18 protein-coding genes and 2 pseudogenes are annotated in these 18,946 nt (G+C 56.3%); 4 read left to right on the forward strand and 16 right to left on the reverse strand.

Annotated features, from left to right (window positions below; genetic code table 11):
* Positions 1–122: 122 nt before the first annotated feature.
* Positions 123–965 (reverse strand): alpha/beta fold hydrolase, encoded by an 843-nt coding sequence (locus HUO07_RS20560; protein ID WP_087721094.1) that lies wholly within the window; start codon positions 963–965, stop codon positions 123–125.
* A 34-nt stretch (positions 966–999) separates the two neighbouring features.
* A complete protein-coding gene (locus tag HUO07_RS20565; protein ID WP_176305011.1) occupies positions 1,000–1,407 on the reverse strand; it encodes a hypothetical protein in 408 nt (135 codons plus the stop codon).
* Between the two features lie 765 nt (positions 1,408–2,172).
* Between HUO07_RS20565 and HUO07_RS21620 the strand changes: the two genes are divergently transcribed.
* A complete protein-coding gene (locus HUO07_RS21620) occupies positions 2,173–2,583 on the forward strand; it encodes a hypothetical protein (protein ID WP_217908988.1) in 411 nt (136 codons plus the stop codon).
* A 458-nt stretch (positions 2,584–3,041) separates the two neighbouring features.
* Here HUO07_RS21620 and HUO07_RS20575 read toward each other — a convergent pair whose 3' ends face one another.
* Positions 3,042–4,520 (reverse strand): aldehyde dehydrogenase family protein, encoded by a 1,479-nt coding sequence (locus HUO07_RS20575; protein ID WP_176305012.1) that lies wholly within the window; start codon positions 4,518–4,520, stop codon positions 3,042–3,044.
* 263 nt (positions 4,521–4,783) lie between these two features.
* On the opposite strand from HUO07_RS20575, the pseudogene HUO07_RS20580 reads away from it, so the two are divergent.
* Both HUO07_RS20580 and HUO07_RS20585 read left to right on the forward strand, forming a co-directional pair.
* Positions 4,784–5,633 (forward strand): annotated as a pseudogene (locus tag HUO07_RS20580) (IS30 family transposase); the annotation flags it as partial.
* Positions 5,634–5,859: 226 nt separating this feature from the next.
* Positions 5,860–6,495 carry a hypothetical protein gene (locus tag HUO07_RS20585; protein ID WP_176305013.1) on the forward strand — a complete coding sequence of 212 codons (636 nt, stop codon included), beginning with the start codon at positions 5,860–5,862 and terminating at the stop codon, positions 6,493–6,495.
* Between the two features lie 194 nt (positions 6,496–6,689).
* Here HUO07_RS20585 and HUO07_RS20590 read toward each other — a convergent pair.
* The 10 genes and pseudogenes from HUO07_RS20590 to HUO07_RS20635 all read right to left on the reverse strand — a co-directional run.
* Positions 6,690–6,941 (reverse strand): annotated as a pseudogene (locus HUO07_RS20590) (IS3 family transposase); the annotation flags it as partial.
* A gap of 118 nt (positions 6,942–7,059) precedes the next feature.
* Positions 7,060–7,749: an IS5 family transposase gene (locus tag HUO07_RS20595; protein ID WP_176305023.1), complete on the reverse strand. Its 690-nt coding sequence runs from the start codon at positions 7,747–7,749 to the stop codon at positions 7,060–7,062.
* A 14-nt stretch (positions 7,750–7,763) separates the two neighbouring features.
* A complete protein-coding gene (locus HUO07_RS20600) occupies positions 7,764–8,486 on the reverse strand; it encodes an IS630 family transposase (protein WP_176305024.1) in 723 nt (240 codons plus the stop codon).
* Complete coding sequence (locus tag HUO07_RS20605; RefSeq protein WP_281362683.1) at positions 8,462–8,764, reverse strand: helix-turn-helix domain-containing protein; 303 nt, start codon at positions 8,762–8,764, stop codon at positions 8,462–8,464. Before HUO07_RS20605 ends, HUO07_RS20600 begins: the two co-directional genes overlap by 25 nt.
* A 507-nt stretch (positions 8,765–9,271) precedes the next feature.
* The gene (locus HUO07_RS20610; RefSeq protein WP_176305015.1) at positions 9,272–10,501 is read right to left on the reverse strand and encodes a benzoate/H(+) symporter BenE family transporter; all 1,230 of its coding nucleotides are present in this window, start codon (positions 10,499–10,501) and stop codon (positions 9,272–9,274) included.
* A 139-nt stretch (positions 10,502–10,640) separates the two neighbouring features.
* On the reverse strand, positions 10,641–11,444 hold the full coding sequence (locus HUO07_RS20615; RefSeq protein ID WP_176305016.1) for an enoyl-CoA hydratase/isomerase family protein: 804 nt from the start codon (positions 11,442–11,444) through the stop codon (positions 10,641–10,643).
* A gap of 31 nt (positions 11,445–11,475) precedes the next feature.
* Positions 11,476–13,005 (reverse strand): AMP-binding protein, encoded by a 1,530-nt coding sequence (locus HUO07_RS20620; RefSeq protein ID WP_176305017.1) that lies wholly within the window; start codon positions 13,003–13,005, stop codon positions 11,476–11,478.
* Complete coding sequence (locus HUO07_RS20625; RefSeq protein ID WP_176305018.1) at positions 12,998–13,513, reverse strand: (2Fe-2S)-binding protein; 516 nt, start codon at positions 13,511–13,513, stop codon at positions 12,998–13,000. Before HUO07_RS20625 ends, HUO07_RS20620 begins: the two co-directional genes overlap by 8 nt.
* Complete coding sequence (locus HUO07_RS20630; protein ID WP_176305019.1) at positions 13,497–14,324, reverse strand: FAD binding domain-containing protein; 828 nt, start codon at positions 14,322–14,324, stop codon at positions 13,497–13,499. The genes HUO07_RS20625 and HUO07_RS20630 overlap by 17 nt, the downstream gene beginning before the upstream one ends.
* On the reverse strand, positions 14,321–17,296 hold the full coding sequence (locus tag HUO07_RS20635) for a xanthine dehydrogenase family protein molybdopterin-binding subunit (RefSeq protein WP_176305020.1): 2,976 nt from the start codon (positions 17,294–17,296) through the stop codon (positions 14,321–14,323). Before HUO07_RS20635 ends, HUO07_RS20630 begins: the two co-directional genes overlap by 4 nt.
* A 426-nt stretch (positions 17,297–17,722) precedes the next feature.
* Between HUO07_RS20635 and HUO07_RS22095 the strand changes: the two genes are divergently transcribed.
* Positions 17,723–17,845 (forward strand): hypothetical protein, encoded by a 123-nt coding sequence (locus HUO07_RS22095; protein WP_281362684.1) that lies wholly within the window; start codon positions 17,723–17,725, stop codon positions 17,843–17,845.
* A gap of 8 nt (positions 17,846–17,853) precedes the next feature.
* Here HUO07_RS22095 and HUO07_RS22335 read toward each other — a convergent pair whose 3' ends face one another.
* The 3 genes from HUO07_RS22335 to HUO07_RS20645 all read right to left on the reverse strand — a co-directional run.
* Entirely contained in the window at positions 17,854–18,030 is a 177-nt protein-coding gene (locus tag HUO07_RS22335; RefSeq protein ID WP_422822711.1) for an RES domain-containing protein, read from the reverse strand.
* A 115-nt stretch (positions 18,031–18,145) separates the two neighbouring features.
* On the reverse strand, positions 18,146–18,337 hold the full coding sequence (locus tag HUO07_RS20640) for an antitoxin Xre/MbcA/ParS toxin-binding domain-containing protein (protein WP_176305021.1): 192 nt from the start codon (positions 18,335–18,337) through the stop codon (positions 18,146–18,148).
* A gap of 313 nt (positions 18,338–18,650) precedes the next feature.
* Positions 18,651–18,946 (reverse strand): transposase (locus HUO07_RS20645; protein WP_176305022.1); only part of this gene is annotated, 296 nt, incomplete at its 5' end.

Here is an 18,946-nt window from a genome sequence, read left to right on the forward strand (position 1 = left end):
AAACGATGTCCTCGATCATCTGCCAACGCTGATCAGAAAGCTCGTAACGGCCTGTCATATCGCCCTCCTGCTCAATGAACGGAGATAGCGTAACATTTATGACTTTTCAGACAGAACCTAGATCATCCCGCTATCAAAGAAAGAGCTTGTTGAAGATAACCCTTGAAAACAGGATAGTTTTCGCTCATTGGAAAATGGCCAATTTCCTTCATCTCGATGAACTTTGCTCCTTTTATTTGCTCAGCGGTACGACGCCCATCTTCAGGTGTGGTTAGGTAATCATATTCCCCTGTCAACATAATCAAAGGGCACTGAGATGTATCAATCTCAGAAAGTTTATCTCTGAGGTCATGGTCTACAGAGTAAAAATGAAGGTCTCCTTTAAATGCTTCAGAACCCTGCGTGTAGTAGAACCATGTTTTCCAAATATCTTTCTCTGGAGATTGCGGAGCCATAAGATCCCATACCCCGCTTCCACATACTTGCGCTGCGTTAGCATGAGGATGATGCCACCAATCCAAGTAAAAGCCAGGTGCGTAATCAGCTCCTTCAACAGGGATAATAGCCTCAAACCTTGAGGGGAAGCGATGAGCAAGCTGGAGCGCAACATTCCCCCCGAAAGAGCAACCCATGAATATAGGTTTCTCTAATTCTAGAGCATCGCAGAATGCGACAATAAAATTAGAGAAGTGGTCAGCAGTCAACTTGTACTCTTCTTTCCACCATTCTGTATTTTCGGGAGGGTCCGACTTCCCATGTCTGGGAAGGTCGTAAGCAATCACCTTATAATTTGATGTTATGCTTTCGTCCTCCAGAAGGTCACGCCACTGGTGGTTATGGCAACCTGCTGTATGCTGGCAGACCAGAGGCTTCCCTTGGCCACTCTCCAGATAGAAAACCTTATAGTCCAAGCCATCAACACTAACTTTTACATAGCGACCGGTAACGGAATAATCATTGTTCATGAAAAACCTCCTTTTCCTTTTTCTTATACTAGATTCAAACTGGGGTGCCTGTGGTTCTAAGCAAAATCACTTGGCGAGTAAAGCACCGCAGATTTTGCATAAGAACTAAAACATCGCCTTCTATCTTCATATCGCGTCGAAAAGTAGCAGACCAAATACCATGATACATAGGCTTAGGAACAGGCTTTCCAAACTCCCCCCAAGTTTCAGCACTGGCTCGGATTGCAAACTGATATCTAACATCTAGAGGGCCGGGGTCTACCGTTATATCTACAACCTTTCCTTTATAAACCTCTACGACAAACTGATGCTGTTCCATGTCAAGAAGATATGAGCATGTGAAATGCTTACCATGCGCCTCAATCTCTGGATCACTGTTTGAAGCCTTAGAAAAGGTTTTCACCCAGTTTTCGCAATTAACACCCTTATTTTCTGGCGTCATCTCTTTCTCCTGAGGTTATTCTTGTGACACTTACACTAATATTAGTTTCCGCCCCATAGATTAAATTCTCTCTATGGCTATCATGCCAAGCCTAAAGATACTAGGCTTGTGTTAAGAAAATAGCTGAACGGAAGCATGTTTATAAATTTAAAGTGACTATGATTTATAGAAAAAAGCTATTATTGTTTTGCCAGCTCCCAGAGTTCGGGCATTTCTTAGGGTTGCTGCCCAATGAGATGGGCTGTGGCTCGGGCGAGGCCTGCAGGCACCGTTTACGTGACTGGCGCGAAGCGGGCCCTCATGGATAGCGCCTGTAGACAGCTAAGATTCCGGTACGGGGGTGAGTGATGAAGTGGCACGGCTCCAATGCCGGGATCATCGGTCACGTTCCCGGCATCTCACCTAACTCGCTGTAACAATCTGGACTTATACGGCGTACCCTTCCCTCCTTTTGCCTTTGCCCCCTGGAGGGGACGATGCCAGCACCGAGGGTTCCCATGTGAACCCCCCGGCCGGATCGAGAACTGCCAGATTGGCGTGCTCCTCGGCTATGCCAGTTACTGGGGACAGGGATTGATGGATCGCGCTCTGTTCTGCCCCGGGGTTGGGCGGAGGACCGTGAACGCTGCCGCCAGGCGGGCATCCGGAGGACGTGAGTCACAAGCCCAAGATGGAGTTGGCCCGGGAGATGCTGGTCCGGGCACTTGATAGCGGCGTCACGCCCGCTGGGTGACGGGAGATGCCGTTTATGGCGAGTCCTTTCGGTTGCGCTGGACGCTGGAGGAGCGCGGTCAGGGCTATGTGATGGCGGTCAGCCGCAAGGCGCATGTCTGGCAGGGGCTGGAACAACGTAAAGTGGGCGTCCTGCTGGAAGCCCTGCCCGGGGACGCCGGCTGGACCCGGTTCAGCGCTGGGGCGGGTAGCCAGGGACCCCGGGAGTATGACTGGATCTATCTGCCGGTGAATCTGGGCCCTTCCGAGGGATGGCAGCGTGGGTTGCTGGTACGTCGTTCCCTGGACACCGGACAGGAAATGACCGCTTATTTCACCTTCGTGCCCTGCGGTACGTCACTCGACGACCTCGCTCTGGCGGCCGGGGCCCGGTGGAATATCGAGCGCTGCTTCCAAGAAAGCAAATCGCAACTGGGGCTGGATCAATATGAGGTGCGGACCTAGTGAGGCTGGTATCGCCATATCACGCTGGTGATGGCGGTCTATGCCCTGCTAGTCACGTTGCGCCGGCGCCAGCTGAAAAAAAGCCTGTTGCTGAGCCTGGGTGGGTAAGGCCGGTCGTGCTCTCCTTGGCCGAAATGCGGCAATGGCTGTGCCTCACCCCCATTGCCCAGCGACGAAGACGGCTGGAAGATGCGCTGCACTGGTCCCGATGGCGAAGGCTTCACCAACGTGTCGCCCAGTATTTATCACTGGGTAAGGCGCCAGCGGACAAGGGGAAGCATCATCACCTTATCTCTCGATGATAAAGACCGTGGTTTTGTTTGGCCGTTAGGTGCGTCATGAAGCTAGGATGCAAAAATTAATATCGGCCACAAACCAGCTGATGCTGCGGTTGCGGCCGATTAGGAGAGAAAAATTTTAGCTTTTGAAAATCCGTTCAAATACTTGTGTATGCCCCCTCAAGAAAAAGGATACTGACGAAATTTCTTCTGAACAGATACCCACTTAACTGTAGTAAACTCTTCAATAGCCCACTCACCACAATAGCGCCCTAAGCCTGAATACTTCTCTCCACCAAAGGGAACGTTAGGTTCTACGTTTATTGTCTGATCATTGACATGGATCATTCCTGTTTTTATTTTTCTCGCAATGGTTAGGCCTCTTTCCAAGGAAGCAGAGAAAACTGCGCCGCTTAGGCCAAAGGGTGTCCCATTAGCAACCTCGATCGCCTCTTCCTCACTATCCACTGGAATTATAACGGCAACAGGGGAAAAAATTTCATTTTTCGCAACCGCCATGTCATTGGTCACATCCGAGAGAATAAACGGCTCCATGACGTTTCCGCTCACCTCACCTCTCTTAACCAAATTTGCTCCTTCTCTGATGCTCTCTTCTATTAACTCCAAGGCTCTATCTACCTGATTACGGTTAATTAACGGCCCAATAACCGTATCATCATTTGAAGGGTCTCCTGCTTTTATTCTAGCCGTAGCTTCCTTGAACTTTTCTACAAAAGGCTCATAAACCTTTCTATCTACAATAATACGGTTAATCGCAATACAGATTTGTCCTGAATGCATGTATTTCCCGAAAGCTGCCGCAGATACAGCTTGATCAATATTGGCATCGTCAAGTACTATGAACGCATTGTTACCGCCTAGCTCAAGCGCAGGCTTCTTGAGATTTTTCACTGCTACAGCGCCAACATGTCTTCCTGCATTAGTTGACCCTGTGAAAGAGATAACTTCAGGAATAGGGTGCTCAACGAAATAATCTTCTATTTCTTCAAGGTCGGCCACCACTACATTTAAAACACCATCAGGCAAACCGGCCTCTTCAAAAATTTTTGCGATCATCAACCCACCTGAAATTGGCGTTTGCGCATCAGGTTTGAGAACGACACTATTCCCTGTAGCAATAGCGGGAGCAATTACACGGACTGTCAAATAAAGAGGCCAGTTCCATGGCGTGATTGCTCCTATCACCCCCACTGGGTCACGGTAAATGTGATTCTCTTTCCCAGGGACAGAAGAAGCGCGTACTTTTCCTTCCATTTGTAGCGGATATTTTGCTGATTCTTTTACATCTGCAATAGAACAATCGACTTCAACACTTGCCTTTAACTTTGAACTACCTGATTCACTGACCAGCAATTCAACAAGCTCGTCTTTCTTTGCTTCTAGCAAGCTAGCCACATTTTCTAGAAGAGTGACACGCTCGTATGGGCTTGTATCACTCCAGCTCCTCTGAGCTGTCTGTGCCTTCTCGTAAGCCTCTGCTATATCTTTTTTACTGGCATAATTTAAAGTAGCGATGATACTACTATTGTAAGGATTTGTTACCTCACACCTCTTGGCGCTTGATCCTTCTTTCCATTCCCCATTGATAAATATTTTATTCCACCCGGCATACTTTTCAACACTTTTAGTATCTAGCATAAACCCCTCCTTATATTTCAGCTACCAACAATCTTTATTCTTGATAGCTGAAAACAATTACTTGTTTTTATTCACCGTAATGAAAGTTAGCTTCAACTACAAGAACAGAATAGTGCCCACCGGCTCACAGTGCCTTGTTTAGGACTATGGGTTCTTGGTTATAAGTATTGATATTTGCCTTAGAGTCTGACCCTTTGAACATTACCTAGCTCGAATAGCCACAGCGGTATGTACGGTCTGGCGGCGGTCTCAATGACCAGTGCAGCCTGGCGGGCTATCGGGCACGGCTGGTACGTCATCGGCCTCGTCGGCGCCCCAAGCTACATCCCGACGGGGAGCTATTCGAGCTGGTGGCCTATCTGCTGCGCAAGTACAGGTCTCCTCAGCAAATAGCCCGCACACTGAAGGGCATGTTTCCTGACGATGCTCAGCGCCAGGCCTCTCACGAGGCCATCTACAACGCGCTCTATGTGATGCCCCGCGGCAGCCTCAAGAAAGAGCTTATCGCTTGCCTGAGGCAGAGCAACGGTAAACGCCGGCCACGCAGCCGTAGCAAGGATCGACGCGGTCAGATTCCTGATCTGGTCAGTATCCACCTGCGACCGCCCGAGATCGAGGATCGCCTGATGCCCGGCCACTGGGAGGGTGCTCTGATCATGGGTGCCAACAACCGATCCGCCGTCGGCACGCTGGTGGAGCGCACCACCCGGTTGGTGCTCCTGGCGAAGCTGGACGGCACTACCGCCACGGCCGCTGCTACCGGGTTCAGCGACAAGCTGAATGAGATACCGCGATCCCTGCGCCTCTCCATGACCTACGATCAGGGCAGAGAGATGGTGAAGCACACCGAAATTACCCAGCGGACCGGCACTGCGATCTATTTTGCAGACCCGCACAGCCCGTGGCAGCGCAGCTCCAACGAGAATACCTACTATGGCATGGCAGTACCTGCCGAAGGGTACTGATCTCTCGGTATACAGCCAGGATGAACTCGATGCGATTGCTGATTCGCTGAACACAAGGCCACGCAAGACACTGGGTTGGCGGACGCCGCTTGAGGCTTACGCGGACGTTCTCAAGAAATCAGTCGCTGGACCAGACACACTTCAATAGTGTTTCGCTTGGAACTTGTAACCGCCCTTCGATTGCGCCGGAAAATGTAATCACAATCCGCATGGCAATGGCCTGATTCCTAAAGCTGCCCAAGTACGTAGCTTCCCGCTGGTCGAGCGTGACGGCTTCCTGTGGATCTGGATGGGCGATGAGCCGGCCGACTTTGGTCGGGTTCCGGAATGCGGCGAGCTAGTAAGCGGTCATCCCAATAGCGTTGGTTACACTTATGCCGGTCAACGGCAACTATCAGCTCATCACCGATAATGTGATGGACCTCAGCCATATTGATCACGTCCATGGCGAAATTATCACCACTCGTGGCCAGCTGACACCTCTGGTCCCTAAGGTCACGGACGACGAACGTTCGGTGATGGCGCGCTGGGAGTGGACACAGGCCCCGGCCATGCTGATTTTTAACCAGTTCCTACCCGACCCGGACGGTGAGGCGCGGCACTTTTTCAACATCACCTGGACACCGCCAGGTAACATCCAACTTTCTGTCGGCGCCACCCAGGATGCGGAGGCCAGTCTTGATCTGGATGGCTGCACCGCGCAGTACGATCTTCACACCGTCACGCCGGAAAGCGCCGATCGCACGCACTACTTCTTCGCCACAAGGCGCAATCATCGTGAGGATGATGGCGAATATAACGAGCAGAAGATCAAGGCAATGCATGCGGCCTTCGAGGATGAGGACGTGCCGATTATCGAGGCAGTACATGCGGAGATGAAGACCACCGACTTTTTCAGTCTCAGCCCCGTATTAATGAGCAACGATGTTGCCCCTGTAAAAGTAAGAAAGCTGCTTAGCAAGCTGATCAGTAAAGAGCATCAAGCAAGAGCAGAAAAAGTAGCTTACTGACTTGTTAAGAACCGGTCAGCCCTAAGTGCCCCTGCCGCAAGGCAAGCGAGCGCTTAGGGCTACCACCTATCCGCGCCGGTGAACACGTCCTGCCCGAAGCCAACGGCAACCGTTCGCGCGAAGAGGGCATACTCGCTGCTGGCAACCTTGCTCCTGGTACTGTTTGATCTTACCCAGCATTGGTGGACACCGATTTAAGCGATCATTCGGGCCTCGAAGGCCTCAGGGCTGATCATCCCAATCGCACTGTGCCGGCGCTGCCGGTTGTAGTCCATCTCGATGTACTCGAACACCTGCCGCCGCATGGCCTCTCGGGTCTCGAATCGCTTGCCATGGATCGCCTCGACCTTGAGGCTGTAGAAGAAGCTCTCGGCGCAGGCGTTGGTGTAACAGTTGCCTTTGGCACTCATACTGCACTGGAGAACGTGCCGGGTCAGTAGCGACTGGCGCTACGCCAAACATAACGTGTATAGGCACGGCTACTATCAGGTCCAGCGGGGTGCCATAAACCAATGTAGATCTGGAAACTGGCCTAGACGAATGCCACTAGGGCCTGTTGACGTTTCACATGGGTAGCCAGAGGTAACCACACGCCATGGCTACCATGCTCTCGTAATTCCGCTTCAGCTTGTCATAGCGGAACGCCACTGCGCGGTAGTGCTTTAACCGCGCAAAGGCGTTCTCGATCAGATGTCGGTAGCGATACAGCCCTTTGTCTAGGTCGGCATTGCCTTTGATCGAGTTACGTTTCCTCGGGATTACCGGACGGGCCCCCTGGTCCTCGATCTGCTCACGGATGCGTTCACTGTCATAGCCCTTATCAGCCACAATCGCCTCGCCAGAAGGCAGTTGGGCTATCAGACCGGGGGCTTCGGTACTGTCGTTGATGTTGCCTCCCGTCAGCCTGAAAGCCACAGGTAATCCATAGGCATCAACCGCCAGATGGATCTTGCTCGTGTGGCCCGCCCGGCTCTTGCCGATGGCCTCAGGCTGTCTACTGGCAGCGCCGGCACTGTTCTGGTGAGCCTTGATATAAGTCCCATCGACGAACATCCACTCGAAGTCAGGCTCTTCAATCAGGGCGTTGAATACCCTGAGTAGCTTGCCTGCCGCCGACCAGGCATTGAAGCGCTTGTAGACCGAGTTCCAACACCCGAATGCACGGGGCAGGTCCCGCCATGGGCAGCCCACGCGCATCCGGTAGAGGATGCCTTCTACCGTCATCCGCAGATCAGGCTTGCGGTAGATACTGATTTCACCATTAGTTTTTAATGAACGGGTGAGGCTTTCAGCAGTTTCCTGACATGATCACGACGTCGCTTTATCCACGATGTCGTACGTTTAAGCCATTGCCCTAAGCCCAGTGCATCCTTGAACGTCAAGTTCGCCCGTTTGCGTTTTATCCAACTCCATAAGGACTCCGTTGGATTCAGCTCAGGCGCATAAGGCGGCAGCGGCTCCAAACTCAGACGTGCCTGAACGTCGGGGTGGCACAGCCACTCACGAACTTCTCGGCAGCGATGAACCGGGGCATTGTCCCAGATGACTCGCAGCTTGCCGCGCCAGTACCGGAGTAGTGTTTTCAGGAAGGTGACGATGGTAGCCCCGGTGACGGTTCCCTGCGTCCAACTGTAATAGGATCGTCCCTGAAATGATACGGCGCCCATTACCATGTGGCGAGGCGACTGCCCTCGCTTGCCTTTGACGGCAGGGGTTCTGCCCACAGGAGCAAAGGTCTTCCGGTGATGCGAGCAGAGGTGGAAGCTCGACTCATCCACGAAGATCAGGGTTTTCTTCTGCTCCTGGGCCTGTTTTTTTAATTCCGGCCAGATCACGTCTCGCCAGTGTTCGATAGCGGCTTCGTCGCGGCGGATATCCTGTCGTTTGGGCTTCTGCCAGGACCATCCCCACCGCTTAAGAAGCCGCCCCATATGCGTCTGGCTGTAGCGAACGCCCGTCAGCCGGTCTACCGAGTCGGCAATGCGCTGTATCGTCCAGCGCTGGTCCTCATAGCCAAGCCATCAGGCCCCAACGTCTCCAGCACAGTCAACACCTGAGAAATCTTCTCATCAGACAGCGATGTTGGCCGCCCGGAGCGGGGCTGTGTCTTCTGGGCTTCCTCGCCACCTTGCCGGGCCCGTGCCACCCATTGGCTGACTGCGCCCTGGGTGACCTCCAACCGTTTGGCAGCTTCCTGTTGAGTCATCCCCTGGTTGATCCACTTCACGGCCATGATTCGACGGTACTCTTCAGCTTTCTCTGGCAACATACTCGCTGGACAAACCGTGGCACTGAGATAACTACAGTGTATTAGGTACTTAGGGATTCGTCAGTAGCCTGTTGAACCAGAATTTTCTCCAGCTTCGACCAGAGCTCGTCATTGAGCATCAATCGGGGCATTGCAAACTCGCAGAGTGTCGGTGTGAGAACCTCAATTCTGCGGGTCTGCTCTTATTCAACAACGTCCCTCTCGTGAAACGTCAACAGCCCCTAGGGAGGCGGGGCAAACTTTTTCATACCTGTACCTCGGCGACGAAGATCGCCTGCTGTGTAAGGACTGGCAACAAGGGATACGCTGGCAGACGTCGGCCGGAGCCTGTCGTATTGCAATGACACCGCAATGCCGCTGCCGTTGCAGGGCGCGGCCGCCATCCTAGTCGACTTGAGACCAAGTTAGGAGTAGCGGTAAAGCCCTGTCCATTAACGAATTTTGATGCACCTCATCACAGTCCGCTATAGGTGACTACCGTGCGATTGGCACGGTAGTCACATCCGATCAGCGCTTGATTTCGCCCAGTAGCCCGGACACCAAAACTCCAAATAGCAGTGCCCAGAACGGCGAGCTGATGCCCATGAAGGAGAACTGACTCATCGCCACGGCTAGCGCAATAAAGGCGCCGATCTGGCAGTAACCGCCCTTTTGGAAGGCCTGCTGCAGTGCGCCGAGCAGTACGCCCAGCATGGCCAGGCCAGCGATCACGACGATCAGCGCCTTGGGGAAAGCCAGGATGAAGGGTACGGCAAGCCCGGCGAATAAGCCGAACAGCGCGAACAGCGCACCGTTCACCAAGGCTGCACCATAACGCAGGTTGCGGTCCTCACCGGCCTGCTCAGAGGAGCATATGGCTGTCATCGGGCCGGCAATGTTAGCGTTGTGACCGCCGAGTAGCCCGGCGAGCATGCCTCCGATGCCACTGATTACCGTCATTGCATTGACCGGAGGGCGGTAGCCCTCTGTAATCAGCACCCCGGTCGCCTGAGCGTTTTCTGCACCAATCACCAGTGCCGTCAGCGGGATGGTGATAGCCAGGAAAGCGTCCAGAGAGAAACTAGGGAGGGTGAAAGCCGGCATGACGAAACCGATATTCACGTCGGCCGGCTGCAGTTGGCCCATGGCGAAGGCCAGGACCAGCCCAACAACGCCAGCCACCAGCACCGGTGGTACCGATTTGGCGAACCGAGTAACGAGGAAGAAGCTCAGCGCCGCGGCTCCTGCGATGATGGGCGCGGTGACAACCGAGTCCACCGCACCGGTGGCGAAGCGGATCAGCGCACCGGCGATCATCGCCATCACGATCGGCATCGGTAGCCAGCGCATTAACCGGCCGATCAACCCGGTGACACCGAGGATCAGCACTAGCAGGCCGCTAATGATGAAGGCCCCGATAGCCTCGCTGAAGGGAATGACACTGAGCGAACCGACCAGGATCGCTGCGCCGGGAATGGTGTAGGCACCGCAGATCGGCTGACGATAACGCAGCGCCATGAAAAGGCTGATCAGGCCGCCCAGCACGTACACGGCGAACAGCCAGGCGACCGTCTGGCCATTGGTCAGGCCCCCTGCTTCGGCGGCATTGATAATGACCAGCGCAGGGCCAGTGCAACCGAACAGCGCGGCGACAACACCTGCACTGATGGACTTCGAGTTGAATGCATGGCGCAAGGGGGTCTTCGTAACTGGTTCGGCATGGGAAGCGTTTGCATCGGGTGCGACGGGGCTAGACATGGGTGTGCTCCGCTAGTTAATTGTTTTATAAGAGCCAGGGCGGTTTGGCATACGGTGGCAGGGCGCTTAGCGCTTAGCCCGCCATCAGGTGCTAGGTCGACGGTTGCCCAGACGTGCAACCGTCGCAGTCACATAGGTATTACTCGCCGCGGAATACGGCCGGACGCTTGCTGTGGAACGCCTCCACGCCCTCCTTGAAGTCCGCCGAGCTACGCAGGCGGCTGTAGCAGTGGCCTTCCATCTCAATGGCGACCTTTAGTGATGCGTCCTCGTTGTCGTTGATCAGTTTCTTCGCCGTACGCTGGGCGAGCGGCGAGAATCGGCGCAGTTCATCGACCATCGCATCGACGGTGCTTTCTAGATCTGCGTCGGGCACGCACTCGGTGACGAAGCCCCAGTCATAACCCTGCTGGCCGGTGATGCGCTTGGCGCGCATAACGATGTGCTTGGTGCGGGTGATGCCGATCATCTTTTGTAGCCGAGCCGAGCCGCCAGAGCCAGGAATCTGGCCGAGGTTTTGCTCGGGCAGAGCATAGCGGGTGGTTTCCGACGCAATGCGAAAATCGCAGGCCAGCGACAGCTCGAAGCCGACGCCGAAGGTGTAGCCGCGGTTGGCCACGATCACCGGCTTAGTGCAGCGCTCCGGCGCGGCGACGTTCCAGGCCAGCTTAGAAACGTGCTCCGGCGAGGCCTCCAAAAAGCCTTTGATATCACCGCCGCTGGAGAAGTGTTCGCCTTGGGCACGTAACACGATCACCCGGATCCCGGAATGGGCATCAAACGCTTCAAAGACCTGGCGCAGGATGTCACGCTGGCTCATGGCGATGACGTTGAACGGCGGGCGGCCGAGGATGATGTCCCCGCGCTCGTGCTCGAGGTTCAGTTCCACGGTGAAGCCGTCGAACTCAGTGCTCAGGAATTGTTCGATCTGCTGAGTATTCATGTAAGTTCTTTCCTCGTGTAAAGCAATAGTGTTAGTTGGCGGAAGTGGGGTGGCCGTAATCGGTCACCAGTACGCGGCGCAAGATCTTGCCGACCGGGGACTTGGGGATCTGGTCGACGAATTCGTAGCGGCGCGGGCGCTTGAAGCGCGCCAGACCCGAGGATACGCAGTGGGCGTCCAGCTCTTCCTCAGTAATCGGATGACGCAGCTTGATGAAGGCGACGACCAGCTTGCCCCATTGTTCGTCGGGTAGGCCGACCACGGCGACTTCCTCGACCGCAGGGTGCAGCGATAGGGCGTTCTCGATCTCCGCCGGGCTGACGTTCTCGCCACCGGTAATGATCAGATCGTCGACACGACCAGTCACGAACAGGTCGCCGTCCTCGTCGAAGAAGCCAGTATCGCTGGTGAAGTACCAACCCTCATGGATCGACTTGGCATCGGCGTCGGGCCGCTTCCAGTAGCCTTCGAAGGCCTCGTCGCTGGACAGGTCGGCGATGATCTGGCCTTCCTCGTTGTACTTGCAGAGGTCGTCCGGCGACTCGCTGCCCAGCGCCACCACGCGAATGCGTTGGTTCAGCGCGCTGCGGCCAGACGAGCCAGGCTTGGCGCTGGCCTTCTGGTCGATGGTGAAGGTGTAGATTTCCGAGCTGCCATAGTGGTTGACGAACAGCTCCGGCTTGAACGCGGCCTCGACACGTTGCAGCAGCCCATCGCTCATGGCCGCTCCGGCGAAACCTAGCTTGGTGACGCTGGCTACCCGCTCGGGGCTGAAGGCCGAATGTTCAATCAGCATGTGGTAGAGCGTCGGCACCAAGTACAGGTTGGTGATCTTCTCGCGCTCGATGGCGTCCAGCGTGGCTTCCACATCGAACTTTGGCACGCAGACGAAATGCCCGTCTAGCAATGCCATCGACAGTAGCGAACGCACGCCCATGGTGTGGTAGAGCGGCATCACGCCGAGGGTGCATTCCTCTTGGCCGTACATGTTCTGCGCTACGTGGGCGACCGCGGCGGCGCGCTCGGCGCGGTGGCGGCGCGGCACGCCCTTAGGCCGGCTGGTGGTGCCGGAGGTGTAGAGCATCAACGACCAGTCCTCGGGACCGGCACGCAGGATGATTTCGCTCGGCGTTTCGGCGCACAGTTCTTCGAAGCTGATCGCGCTATCGTTGCCCGGCTGGCCAACACTGACGCACTGCCAGGTGCTCCTGCCGCAACCGGCAACGGCTTCTTGGGCTGAATCGTCATGGATAACCACACGCGCTTCGGCGTCATTGGTGCACCAAGCGAGTTCGTCGGCGGAGGAGCGCCAGTTGAGCGGGGTCATTATGATACCGCTGAACTGGCAGGCCCAGTGCAGGGTCGCCATCTGCCAGCGGTTCTGCATCACCGCCACGAGGTGGTCACCTTTTTTCAGGCCGAGCCTTTCGAGGCCGTGCGCGGCACGCTGGATGTCGCTGAACCAAGCCTCGTAGCTCTTCTTCAGGTCGCCGTCGCTGATCGCTATGGCATTGGGGCGCCGCTCGACCGCGGCGAGAAAGCTGCGTCCAAGGTCAAACATCGTTGTTGTTCTCCACAAGTGTTTCTTGTCGTTGCTGCGCCACTTCTAGCACCGCCCGGACCATGCCGGTGTAGCCGGTGCAGCGGCACAGATGCCCGGAGAGCATGTCGCGAACTTGGGTTTCGTCCGGGCTCGGGACGCGCTCGAGGAATTCCACGCAGGACATCAAGATGCCCGCGGTGCAGAAGCCGCACTGCAGGGCGTGATGGCGGCTGAAGGCCTGCTGCAGGTCGTTCATGATGTTGTCGCGTGACAGCGACTCCACCGTGTCGATCCGGCGCTCGTGGGCCTGCACGGCGAGCATTAGGCAGGAGCGTGAGGCAACGCCATCGACCAGCACGGTGCAGGCGCCGCAGACGCCGTGTTCGCAACCGACATGCACGCCGGTGGTGCCCAATTCGTGTCGCAGGAAATCACACAGCTGCATGCGTGGCTCGGCGAGCCCTTCGCGTTGACGGCCGTTGAGTTCTATCTGTATGGGGAAGCGCTGATCAGCTCGCACGTGCATGGTCGTTGTCCTCGATCAGTTGTTGGCCCAGTTCCCGTACCAACTGGCGGCGGTAGGGTGCGCTGGCGTGCACGTCGTCTTGGGCGCCAAGCGACCAGGCCAGGGTATTGAGTGAATCCTTCAGTTCTGCCCCCAAGGGCAGGCGGCGCAACGTTGGCCGGTCGGCGACGCCGCCGACACCCAGGTCCACCTCGCCTTGGCGGATACAGGCGGCGAGCGCCACCAGGGCGAAGTCACCGTGGCGCATGGCGACCTCGTGGAAGCGGTAGATCACGTCGGCCTCACGCAGTGGAAATTGGACTTCCACGACCATTTCGTCCGGCCGCTTCTCAGTGGTTAGCACGCCTTGGAAGAACTCGGCGGCGGGAACCTCGCGGCGCTTGCCCTTGAGCGATTCGAGTACTACAGTGCCGCCCAAAGTGACCAGACACAGCGGAATTTCGGCGCTCGGGTCGGCATGCGCGACCGAGCCGCACACGGTGCCGCGATTGCGCGTCTGGAAGTGGCCGATCCAAGGCATCGCCTGGGCCAGCAGGGGGACTTCATCGACTAAGCTTGTACGGTCGAGCAGTTCGACCTGACGCACCGCCGCACCGACCTTAAGGCAGTTGTTTTCCACCTTCAGATAATGCAGATCGCTGGCCTGATTGATGTCGATCAGCACCTTCGGCTGGGCTAGGCGCATGTTCAGAACGGCCATCAGCGACTGGCCGCCGGCAATGATCCGGGCCTGCTCACCGTGCTCTGTAAGCTGCTGCAGGGCCTCGCGCTTGTTGGCCGCGCGGACGTAGTCGAATACGGCGGGTTTCATTTCGTACCTCCCATGCCGAGCAGGGCGCGCAGGCGCTGCCACAGGCTGGTGTCGATAGGCTTGCCGGAAAGCCGCTGGGCCAGACGGGTGAATATTTGGCCAATGATTACGCGCGAGGCGCTCTGCAACATGCGCCCGCCGACGGCGGCGACCTTACCGGTCACTGCGGCCTCATAGGCGTACTCCAACCGTGTATTCCCGTTCTCCAGCGCCACCAGATTGATCTTTGCGCTGCCGGTAGCCGAGCCCATAGGGCTGTTGCCGGAGCCGGACAGACGTAGCGAGTGCGGTGGATCGAGGTCGGTCAGGGCGACCCGTGCGGCGAAGCGCGCGCGGATCATGCCCACGCCGACGGTGACGTCGGCCCGGTAATGGTTTTCGCTTTCCAGTTCCAAGGCGTGGCAACCCGGGATGATGGCCTTCAGCGTTTCGGGGTCGAGGATGGCGTCGAATACCTGCTGCGGCGGCGCGGGAATCTCAACCAAGTCGTTAGCCTGCAGGGCCGAACCGCCGGCTACCTTCGGTGCATCCATGACAAGACCTTCTGGCGCCGCCGGCTCGTCGATGCCGATCATTGAGCGAACCCGCGACGGCGTCAGAGGAAGCTTGATGTCAGAGCGGCCTAGCGCATCGGCTACGGCATTGGCGATGCACACCGGAGTGCTCATGTTGTTGCCTTCACCGACACCCTTAGCCCCCAGCGGGGTGAAGGGCGAGGGAGTTTCCATGTGCAGGATTACCGGGTCGACTACCTCCGGTGCGGTCGGGATCAGGTAGTCGGCAAGGGTGCCAGAAAGGAAGCTGCCGTCCTCTCCGTAGGCAAACTCTTCCATTAGCGCCACGCCCAGCGCCTGGGAATAGGCACCGAGGATTTGTCCCTCGACCAGCATTGGATTGAGAATGCGCCCGGCGTCGTGGGTAGTGACGTACTTGTCGATGCGTACCTGACCGGTGACACGATCGATCTCTACTCCGCAGAAATCGAGGATGAAGCCGTAACACAGAGAGCTGTTAATGCAGTCCTGGTCGTTCGGCGCCTCGAGTTGGGGAGGCGTCCAGAAGGCAGTTTCCCGCAGACCGCCTGTTTCGCCTTCCGGCAGCAGGCCCGGTGACCAATGGGTGGTGCCAGCCACACGATGAAAGGGCTGGCTAGGGCCGTTCTCTACGAAGATCTTGCCGTCGGCGAAGCGGACGTCAGTGGAGGATACCTGCCACATGTCCGCGGCGATGGTGGCCATGCGTTCACGGATCTTCAAGGTGGCGTTATACACCGACCCGGCTACGGCGCCGGAGAAGCGGCTCGAGTAGTTGCCGGAGGCTATCGACCAGGCGTCCTTGCCGGTGTCCAGCTCGACATTCACGCTGATGCTTTCCAGCTTCACACCTAGTAACTCGCTAATGATCTGCGCCACCACTGTTTGATGGCCCTGGCCTTGCGGTGTCGAGGACACGTGAGCGGTCACGCTGCCGAGCGGGTCGACACTGACTGTGGCAGTGCTCACTGCTCCATTCTTCGGTCCAGCCTTCTGACGCTCTTCGGGCGTCATGGCGACGGTGATGTAGCCCATGTTGGAGATTGAGGGTTCCACCACAGCGGCATAGCCGATGCCATACAAACGTCCCTCGGCACGGGCCTGGTCACGGCGCTGTAGGAGCTCGTCGAGATTGCCTTTACGGCGCGCCAGTTCCACAGCAGCAGGATAGTCGCCGGAATCGAGCAGTGCGCCCGCTGCTGCGCGGTAAGGGAACACGCCAGCGGGAACCAGGTTGCGCTGGATGACCTCGAGCGGGTCGAGGCCGAGTTCTGCAGCGACGTGTTGCATCAGCCGCTCAAGGGCGAAATAGACCTGACCGCCCCCGAATCCGCGGTTCAGCCCGGTAGGCATTTTGTTGGTGAGCACCACCCGGTTGCGCACCGCCAGGTTTCGGATGGTGTAAGCGCCACTGAGATTGCCGTGCATGCGGTAGAAGGTGGCTGGTTCAGGGGCCCGTAGGTAAGCGCCACAATCATCAATCTGGTCGTAGCGCAGGGCCGTGACGCGGCCATTGGCTTCCACGGCGGCCTCGATTTCGCAGACGCGGTTGGTGGCGCTGGAAGAGGCCTGTAGATGCTCGAGGCGATCCTCCACCCACTTCACCGGAGCACCGACCTTGCGCGAGGCCAAGCCCATCAGCACCACATAGGGGAACACCCCCTGCTTGATGCCGAAGCTGCCACCGGAATCCGGCGGGGTACGCAGGCGCAGGCGGTTGGCCGGCACGTTGAGTGCCCTGCACATTACCGAGTGCAGCGCGTAGGGGCCCTGGAAATTGGCCATCACATCATAGGTTTCCGAGGCTGGCAGGTACTGCGCCAGTACCACGTAGCATTCAATCGGCGTGCAGGAGTTTCGCGGGTACTGAACCTTCAGTGTAATGCGGTGTGGCGCTTCGGCGAAAGCCCGCTCCGGGTCGCCGTAGCGGAAGTTGCGTTCGTTTACCACGTTGCTGCCTACACCTTCGTGCAGAATCGGCGCATCATTTAGGGTGGCCGCTTCGGGGTCGATGATCGGTGTCAGCGGCTCGTATTCGACCTGAACGGCATCCAGAGCATCCTCGGCTAGGTAGCGGTCGTCGGCAATCACTACGCAGACTGGTTCGCCAACGTAGCGCACCTTGTCAACAGCCAGAGGCCAATGCTCCATAGGTGCTCTGACGCCCACCGGAAACGGGTTAGACCAGCGCTTGACGTCATCGCCAGTGAGCACGCCATGTACGCCTTTCATAGTCAGAGCGCGTGAGGCATCCACCGAACGGATACGGGCGTGGGCATGGGGAGAACGGACAACAGCGGCTTGCAGGGTCCCTGGTGGTGTCGCCATGTCGTCAGCGTAGCGACCTTGGCCTTGAAGCAGAGCTGCATCCTCGACTCGAGCCTGACGACTTCCGATATGACCGACGGTGGCTTCGGCAATACTTTTTTGCATATACATGGCGAGCTCTTGTTTTTATGCACGAACATTCAAAGCTAATTCTCGCCAATTACCCGGCGCGACGCTTTGCCCGGAAATATGCATTCATGCCTTAGAGTCTGGTTATTTGCCCTAGAGTCTTATAGTACGGTGAGTGTAGTGGCCTTCGTCAGCAATAGTCAGTCTCAATACTGATTCTAGGAGCTATTCAACTAATACGCTAATGCAAGGCATTTTCCCTAATCCATTATGGCCGCATCAAAGAAGCGATTCATGCGTGTCGGTGCATCTGGGCAAGCGTCCCAGATGCTGGCTATGGCCAGCGGGAGCTGGCGACAGATGAACTGCTGAGTGTTTATGAAGCGGCTGGCGGTATTTCCATCGACTAACTGACGAAGCCCGCCCGAGAGGTGCGCTATGAACCCAAGACGAAAAGAGAAACGCCCTATGAGTGGCAGAGACCCCAGCTTCTGGCATGGGCTGCTGGATTTTTTTGCCCATCACTTTGGTGGCCATGCTTACGTTCACGATGGGCTTTATTCGTGGTATTCACCGAGGGCGGTAGCCTGAAGAAGTCACTACTTGGCGCGGTGATGTGCATGATTTTGGCAACGCCGCCGGGGATTCGAGGTGTAGTTCCCCATTTCGAGCATGACGGTCGCAGCTAACAGGCCGAAATACAGTAAAGAATGGCCGGTTTTGTTCCAGCGTCCACCGTCTCGGCAGCTTCCGCCCTGGCCAGAAAGGGTGGTCAAATAGCGTACTTAGGTGATTCGATATAACTTGACTTGGGTACCCTTAGTGTTGGTAAGTGCTAAGGGCATTTATGTGGCTTTGCGAGATGATTGCCTCCCCGCATCCAAAATATTATTAGCTGAACTCCCCGAACTCAATCTTGCCTAGTACATCCCTCACCATTTCGCGGCCAGCGAAGTTATCGAAAATATCGATGGGCTGAGACCCATTCAGCGCTCGAACCTCGCTGTGCAGCCACTCCTGGGCGCTATCACGATCACCTAAGACCTTTCCGGCTTCGACATATAGCTTCAGTGTATCCAGCACTTCCTCGCTCTGAGCACGGCCCAGGGCCTTACGCTTGTATAAGCGATGCAGGTTTCCTTTTTTGACAGGACTCGACCATAGAGAGGGTAATGCAAACATGGTTACGGATATTAATAGAGGCTTACTGAAAAGGTCATTTGGCACTTCCAGCCTTTCGGTTAGGCTCCGTATGAATAATCCGCCGGGTCTGAATAGGCGCTCGTACAGTTGCGAGGTGAAGTCCATATTGACCGCATGGGAAGGACTTGGTTCGACGATGCTTTGGCGATACCAGTCCGGCGGCACCGCTCCCGTGAGGAATCGCTATAAGTGCCTATTCAAAATTAATCGCGTGATCAGTTCCGTAACCACCGAGTAAGCGGTGTACCTCTTCACGTAGACGTTCAAACGAGAGATAGGCACTCAAAGGCAGCCAGGTGTACTTCATCTGCCGCCACAGAATCTCTATCAGATTCAGCTCTGGTGAGTAGGCAGACAGATAGATCAGGTGCACACGTTGCGACATCCACTCCACCCTCTTGCGCCTAAAGGCCTTGGAGCGATGCATGCTGGCATTGTCGAGCACCACAACGGCGAAGGTGTCTGGATCCTTCTGGATCACAAACTGGT

It is taken from the genome of Vreelandella maris, assembly GCF_013371085.1.
Lineage (GTDB): Bacteria > Pseudomonadota > Gammaproteobacteria > Pseudomonadales > Halomonadaceae > Vreelandella > Vreelandella maris.